The organism is Acinetobacter sp. UBA2063 (genome assembly GCF_002333245.1).
In the GTDB taxonomy this organism is placed as follows: Bacteria; Pseudomonadota; Gammaproteobacteria; order Pseudomonadales; family Moraxellaceae; genus Acinetobacter; species Acinetobacter parvus.
In genome coordinates this window covers 24759-32201 of record NZ_DDAH01000179.1, presented here as the reverse complement: position 1 = coordinate 32201, position 7443 = coordinate 24759, and the positions used below count along the sequence as shown (strand labels likewise).

The 7443-nt window shown below is 43.6% G+C and carries 6 protein-coding genes and 2 pseudogenes; 3 read left to right on the top strand and 5 right to left on the bottom strand.

Going from position 1 to position 7443, the window contains the following annotated elements:
* Positions 1 to 243 precede the first annotated feature (243 nt).
* Both B4H32_RS08795 and B4H32_RS08790 read left to right on the top strand, forming a co-directional pair.
* Positions 244 to 1155: an alpha/beta hydrolase gene (locus B4H32_RS08795; RefSeq protein ID WP_004679056.1), complete on the top strand. Its 912-nt coding sequence runs from the start codon at positions 244 to 246 to the stop codon at positions 1153 to 1155.
* 272 nt (positions 1156 to 1427) lie between these two features.
* Positions 1428 to 2675, top strand: coding sequence for a GGDEF domain-containing protein (locus B4H32_RS08790; RefSeq protein ID WP_286802183.1), 1248 nt, complete (start codon positions 1428 to 1430; stop codon positions 2673 to 2675).
* 114 nt (positions 2676 to 2789) lie between these two features.
* On the opposite strand, the pseudogene B4H32_RS08785 reads toward B4H32_RS08790, so the two are convergent.
* The 5 genes and pseudogenes from B4H32_RS08785 to B4H32_RS08765 form a co-directional block, all read right to left on the bottom strand.
* Positions 2790 to 3153 (bottom strand): annotated as a pseudogene (locus tag B4H32_RS08785) (glutathione S-transferase); the annotation flags it as partial.
* Positions 3122 to 4990 (bottom strand): protein-disulfide reductase DsbD, encoded by a 1869-nt coding sequence (gene dsbD / locus B4H32_RS08780; RefSeq protein WP_004683567.1) that lies wholly within the window; start codon positions 4988 to 4990, stop codon positions 3122 to 3124. The pseudogene B4H32_RS08785 and the gene dsbD, both read right to left, overlap by 32 nt.
* Positions 4991 to 5067: 77 nt before the next feature.
* Positions 5068 to 5835 (bottom strand): transporter, encoded by a 768-nt coding sequence (locus B4H32_RS08775; RefSeq protein ID WP_034422671.1) that lies wholly within the window; start codon positions 5833 to 5835, stop codon positions 5068 to 5070.
* Positions 5836 to 5867: 32 nt separating this feature from the next.
* On the bottom strand, positions 5868 to 6413 hold the full coding sequence (locus B4H32_RS08770) for an ankyrin repeat domain-containing protein (RefSeq protein ID WP_004683570.1): 546 nt from the start codon (positions 6411 to 6413) through the stop codon (positions 5868 to 5870).
* A gap of 140 nt (positions 6414 to 6553) precedes the next feature.
* Entirely contained in the window at positions 6554 to 6925 is a 372-nt protein-coding gene (locus tag B4H32_RS08765) for an HPF/RaiA family ribosome-associated protein (protein ID WP_004683572.1), read from the bottom strand.
* A 367-nt stretch (positions 6926 to 7292) separates the two neighbouring features.
* Between B4H32_RS08765 and B4H32_RS08760 the strand changes: the two are divergent.
* Positions 7293 to 7443, top strand: a pseudogene (locus B4H32_RS08760) (ion channel protein Tsx); the annotation flags it as partial.

Sequence of the window (7443 nt, the reverse complement as noted above, 5' to 3'; positions counted from 1 at the left end):
GCATTGGCAAAAGTTGTTAAACCGAGCAATCCAAATGCTAAAGCAATTTTCTTCATTTTTGTAATATCCTTAAGGGGTCTTTTCAAGACTAAGAGTATTGAGAATTTCTATCAATATTGCAATGCTTGATTATGACTATTGGGTATAGCCTGAGCAACAACAAAACATTGCTGTAATTACAGCGCAAGGCACATGAGTCAAAACTCTCTTAGTTATATACTGAACTAACAATATGGAAAAATTATGAAATTTGGTACTGTTTGGAAATATTATTTTACTGAATCATTACTAAAAGCGACCATTCGTACGCCGAGTCAGTTTAATTTAGCCCCGAATGCTTTGCGACCTTTATTAGACCAACTTTGTCGTCTATTCCCCCAAAATCCCACAGTACAAATTCGACCATTGCGCTTAGCAGGCGTGCGTGGTGAAGAAATCAAGGCACAAGCGTCTGCCACACAACTTATTTTTCATATTCATGGCGGTGCTTTTTTCCTGGGGAGTTTAAGTACGCATCGGGCCCTCATGACTGATATTGCTGCGCGCACGCAAATGCAAGTGGTTCATATGGATTATCCGCTTGCGCCTGAACATCCCTACCCTGAGGCAATTGACGCCATTTTTGATGTCTATCAGGCGCTTCTGGTACAAGGTATCCAACCCAAAGATATTATTATTTCGGGGGATTCTTGTGGTGCCAATCTCGCGTTGGCATTGTGCTTACGATTAAAAGCACAACCTGATCTCATGCCAAGCGGTTTAATTTTAATGTCACCCTATTTAGATCTGACCCTCACCAGTGAATCATTACGCTTTAACCAAAAACATGATGCTCTGCTCTCTATTGAAGCCTTACAAGCAGGAATTAATCATTACTTAAAAGATGGTGTACAAGCGGATGATCCGCGTGTTTCTCCTCTATTTGATGATCTTAAAGGCTTACCGCCAACACTGGTGCAAGTCGGTTCAAAAGAAATTTTACTGGATGATTCAAAACGCTTTAGAGAAAAAGCTGAAAAAGCTGGAGTCAAAGTACACTTTAAACTTTACACAGGCATGTGGCATAATTTCCAGATGTTCAATGCATGGTTCCCTGAAGCAAAACAGGCACTGGCGGATATTGCGGATTTCGCCCATTCACTTGACCGTGACTAGGCCGCTTAAATTTTATGCAAAAATGGTCAGCTATGGCTGACCATTGTCACTGTTAATTTAATTTTGTCATCATAAAATAAATCTGATTGGATATTCACATCACCCCCCTTTTTTCAAAAAATTTTCCCGTTATAATTTGCATTAAAAAGCCTAGAGCTAGACTTTTTTCTCATTCCAAAGATGTTATTGTTATTTTAATTATTATTCTTCAATATTTTGAGGACAACTCTACAGTTTCTACGGAATCTCATTGCATATAAGGATGCATGCCAATGGTCAAGATTCGTTTTAATAGGTCAACTGACACAAAGAGATGGGGCCTCAGGCTTTTTTTGGAACATCAAATTGTAGTCAATTGGACCATACTTAAAAAAAGTATTTTATTACTGATACTTGCTGCTGTTATGAACCTGTTCTGGATCAGCTGGGATATTTTTATCCTCACCCATCCAGCATATTCAGCATGGGTACATTTAAACCTGGTCTGGTCTCAGTTATGGACCAGCCTGATTATGCTTGTGGTTTTAGTGGCCATCATTTTTCCCTGCCACTTTTATAGGGATCGGAAATGGGCAAAGGAGTTTCTTCCCCTCATTACGGTGCAGGTCTTTACCGCAATGCTTTGCCATAACAGCTATCTGGTGGGAAGCTTTAGTCCAGCAACCATGGTGGGTTATGTCAGCGTGGTGGGTGTGGGCTTGATCCTGTTTAACCGTAAAATGATTTACTACGCCCTTGTGCCTGCCACCATTGCCCTGTTGTTCTGCAATTATATGAGCATTATCGGGGCACTCACCTACGCCCCTCTGTTTAAGATGGCGGAAATCAACAAGGTTGCCATGCATCCTTTCTGGGTGGGCAGCATGATGTTCTTCCTTGTTCCGGTTATGCTGGCCTGCCTATTCCTGTTTGAGGTTTTGCTGACCCAGTGGCGCACACGGGAAACCGCCATTCAGCTCCTCAGCCGTCTTGATCCCCTCACCAATGTACTGAACCGACGCAGTATTGCAAATCAGTTAGAGCAACTGCATCAACAGCGCAAAGCCTTATATTCGGTGGTGTTGCTCGATTTAGACCACTTTAAGAATATTAATGACCAGTTTGGGCACAGCATGGGTGATCAAGTGTTGGTCAATGTTGCAAAATGTTTGGCGAATAATTTACGTGACCGAGATATGATTGGGCGTTTTGGTGGTGAGGAGTTTATTTTGCTACTGCCGAACACCACGACGGCACAGGCACAGGCACAGGCACAGGCACAGGCACAGGCACAGGCACAGGCACAGGCACAGGCACAGGCACAAAGTGTGGCGGAACGCTGCCGTCTTGCAATCTCCCACCTGAACTTTATCACGGAATATCAGCAGGAATTTTCGGTCAGCGCCAGCTTTGGCATTAGCAGTTCAGTGAGTGCGGATGAACCCCATTTAATCATTAGTCAGGCCGACCAGGCTTTATATGCGGTCAAGGCAGATGGACGGAATCAGGTGAAAATCTTTACTGATCTTGCCATTGATTAAAGGTATTTCCAGCCATTTAGGGGAAATGGCTGGAAATTTTTCATATTATGCAGGTTGGAGTTCTATTCAACTTCGATATATCCCTAGGCTTTATTTATCAATTTTTCCAGATTTTTAGGGTTTTAAATATTCATCACGACTTTTTCGATAAGGCTCATCAAACGCCACAAACATCTGCTCCTGTCTGGCTTCCGCAATCCACTGCTGCACGGATGCCAAAGACAATATCTTTTGCATATAGGCCTGGCTTGACGCCGATAATGGCAGCTTAAAACACTCAAAGCGCATCACCACAGGTGCATAGAATGCATCGGCAAGGCTAAACTCACCACATAAAAAGCTGTCCTCAGCTGGACGTTCAGACCAGATTTGCTCAATCCGTGCCACATATTCACAGATGGCCAGACTGTCCCAAACCACCAGTTCCTCATCCAACAGCACTAACCTTAGCTGTTGGGTTCAGCTTTAAAATTTCTGTCTAATGTCGTGAGTTGTTGTAATAATTCGTTCTTTTTAAATGCGCCTGTCAAACGGAGCGGACGGATTTCCTGTTGTTGAAAGTTCAGGAATAGATAGGTCGGTGGGCCTAAAATATCCCATTGATTGAGCAGTGCCTGATGTGAGGCATCATAATGGCTTAAATCCAGTTTAATCAAATAGTAAGGAGCTAAAGCCTGTTGCACCTCAGCATCCTTTAAGATGCGATGTTCAATCGGCTGACAAGCCACACACCAGTCTGCATATACATCAATCACAACGGCCTGATCTTTTGGTGCGTTAGCTAGAATCTGCTCAAACTCAACAGCGGTTGTTGCGACATGCCACTCTGCTAATTTATCTGCCTGAACTGCGCTTAAATTTTGAATATGTTGATATTGGTTAAAAGCTAAAAACGGAACTGAGATCATCAGCAACAATGCATATAACCACTGTAATTGTCCTTTCTTCACAAACAGACGATATATCGCGAAACCAATAAATGCCATGCCCAATATAAGACTAAGTATTTGAATCGCTAATTCAGGCAACAACGGACGGATAAAATAAATACTTAAAGCCAACATCAAAAAGGCAAAAATCACCTTAATCTGGTGCATCCACTCACCCGCTTTCGGCAAGGCTTTCGCCCCCAACACGCTGGCAAGCAACAGTGGAATCCCCATGCCAAAACCCAGCGTAAACAGCAATAATGCGCCCTGCCACTGGTTTTGGGTCTGGGAAATAAACAGGAGTGTGCCTGCCAAGGGTGCGGTCATACACGGCCCAACCAGCAAGGCGGAGATCATGCCCATGACACTGGCACCAATCAGGGTTCCACCCTGCTGTACCGACTGCATACGATCCAGCCGATTAAGCAGTTTTTGCGGTAGCTTGATCTCAAACAGGCCAAACAGGTTTAAGGCGAACAGTACAAACAACAGGCTGAAAGCAACCAGTGTGGCAGGCTGCTGCAACCAGCGCTGGAAGTTCAGTCCAGCCGCCGAGGCGATCAGGCCAAGTACCGCATAGACCATCGCCATACTCAGCACAAAGGTCAGTGCAATTGTCCATGCCTTGACCCCTTTATGTTCACGAACAATCAATGAAGTCAAAATCGGCAGCATCGGCAACGAACATGGCGTAAACGCCAGTAAAATACCTAAACCGAGAAACAACAACAGGCTGTAGGCAAGGGAATGTTGTTCCAGCGTGCTTGACCATTTCTGATCTTGCGCCATACCAGTTGAATTGTTGGAAGATATAGAAACGGTAGCGTCTGATGTTTCCGCCCTGTCATTTGCGGCTGTCTGGGCATTTAAGGCATTGGCGGAACGAGCGACATCCAGAAAGCGTTTTTGTGAGTTTAAACCTGTATTTTCCATGCTGACCAAGCCATCGGCATCGGTCTGGAACTCAATGTTTTGCGGTGGATAGCAGATACGGTCTTTGGCACAGCCTTGCCAGCTCACCCGATAATGTTGTGATGCCTGCGTGGCAATACTGAATTCAACCTGCTGGTAATACACCTGGGTATGACCAAAATTTTCATCATACTGGTCAACCGCCTTGGGTAAATTCAAGGCGACCGCTTTATTGCCCTGCTGAACCTCAAATTTGTGTTGATACAAATAATAGTTGGGCTGAATGGTCCAGTGCAGGCGTGCCTCATTGTTTTTGGTTGATTCAACCGAAAAAGTAAAAGCCTGTTCTGAGCTAAGCAATGGCGCTAAAACATTATCCTGGGCATGGATGAGTGTCCCACATAACAACAGTAAACTGCCAAGAAAATAACGGATCAGCTGAAAACTGTAGCCGCCCTGAACACACTTTTTCATTATGTTTTCTCTGCTTTCTCTCCAGCACTCCCTATGCGCAACAGGAATTCAAGGGAGGAACATGGAGAGAGGTTTGATTAGAATAGGACCGAAACGCCAAAACCACCGTTATAGCTTTTGCCACTGCCATTTAAATCGACACCAACACTGGCATCCACTTGAGCACGGTCATTGATGGCATAAACCAGACCCGTACCTAAACCATATTCATAGTCCTGACTTTCCGCCTTACGGTAGATAAACTCTGAGAAACCAGACAATTTACCTGCAATTTTATAGTCAATGGTCGGAACGGCGGTGACTGCCCAATCACTGTTCTGCGCCTCATAACGCATGGTAATGGATGTACCAACCAAGTCACTTAACTCATACGCCACTGCCGAAGTCAGGCTATAGATATCGTCATGTGCAGTGAACTCGTCATTGCCCGTTGCAATAACCGCCTCAGCCAGCAACGCCATGCTTAAACGGTCATCCTTTAGGTCAATCGCCTTTTTCAAGCCAATGCTGACATCACCCAAACCATGAGTTTCCTTTTTCATGCCCGCATATTTGTTTTGCTGCCAGACAGGTCCCTGCCAGCCTAACTGGAGTTCAAGGCCATCGGTTAAACCTGTACGCAACAGCATGTCAGCATTGAGTGTTAGGGTTTTGTCTTTTGCCCCAGCGACATTGTCCTGCTGATAGCTGACAGAAGGCAATCCCTGCTCCCAAGCCAGATGACCCACTGGTGTAATCCCCGTGCCCATGCCAGCTCTAGGGCGGTCAAAAGAAAAATCCGCCGCAAAAGCTGTGCTGACCATCATTGAGGCTGCAATAAAGCCCAATGTTTGACGTGTTTTCATCATTCTCCCCTTTTTCATTCTACTGGCTAGGCTTATGCCGTTAACTCTTTTGACATTTTTGCGCCATGGCGACGTAGCAATTCTAGTGTTTCACGCTCTTCCTGCAAGGACTCCGACCAGTCAATTTCATCAAAATCGCAGTCAAAGAATAACTGGCTAATGGATGACAAAATGGTGAGACCCTCTTCATCGCGAGTATTTGGATCCACCTTTTCATCCAGTAGACGCTGTACCATAGGCACACAGGCCGAGCTTGCCGCATCCCAAAGTGGTCCATAAAATTCCTCGGCATCCCATAAATGAAGATTGGCTTTCGCTTGAATTAATGCTTCTAAAATGTCTTGATAAACTTGTAATTGTTGTTGTTTGTCTGCTTCAGTCAATGGCTGACCTGCTTCATAAGCTTCACAGACATTCTCCCACCAGACAAATAAGCCATCACATAAAATAGAGACTGGGAAACCATGTTCTGGATCAATAAAGTTCGGGTCGAGTCCTTCAGCAAGTAAAGATTGCACTTGGGCTAAATCGAGTTGTTGTATGGCTTGCACCAAGGCCTGATGCTGATTGCTTAACATGACCAATTCTCACAATATATTTAATGTTTCTATTATGCCGAATATCCCAACAGGTTTTTATAAAACAGCCCAAAAATCATGTATAAATTTGATACACACATAAAAAAAGCCCACTTTGGGCTTTTTTTATGCATATCTACCTATGCTTCTTTCAGGTCTACGTCATCATCGACATCAATATATTTTGGCAAGCCACCACGATGATGTTCTTTTTTCTCATATAAATGTTCCAAACTGCGTTTTAGTTTATCAATCGCACCGTGGATGGAGGCATCAACATTTGCCGCCTTGTTTGTCACAGCAACAGGTTTCAGGCCTGCTGGACGAGCCTCGATCGTACAACGTTTGTCATCATCGCCCTTTTTTTCCCCATTTTCATCACTAATATAAACCAAAAAATGTGTAATACGTTCGCTATAGCGTTGGAATGCTTGCATAAGTTCTGCACGGACATAACTAATTAAACGTTCGCCACCTTGAATGTTCTTATCTGTACGGACTTCAATATTCATAAATATCTTCCTCTCTTTTCTGTGAGACGGTTCTACTAAACTTTTTTATTTAGCACGCTTTGAGCATGCATTCATTCAGTGCAGTTGTATATTTTGATTATGTAAATGCTTGTGGTCTCCTTGCTTCACATCTGTTGCTTTTCAGTAGTTAAGAAAATCTTGTATAACTCCAATATCTGTCTTTCATCACAAATATGCAAGCTGATTTTTGACATTTTTATTAAAACTTGATCAAAAAGCAGCCTAATACCATCTCATTCCTGATTTGCCGTTCCATACAAATTTTTTGAGTAGTTGGTCAAATTTGGCTTTATTTTTGCTTAATTCCTTGTATGCTTGACACGCCATTTTGGGGGGGATTTTTTAAATGCAATTGAAGCAACTTGCAGCGACTTGTTTATTGGTATCTACAGCAGCTTTCGCACAGGCAAAGCCAATCTGGCAGGACTTTAGCCTGACCGGTTTGTATGGGGAAAACTACGAGGTTGTTGATGAAAAACAAACGACTTTAACGGTTG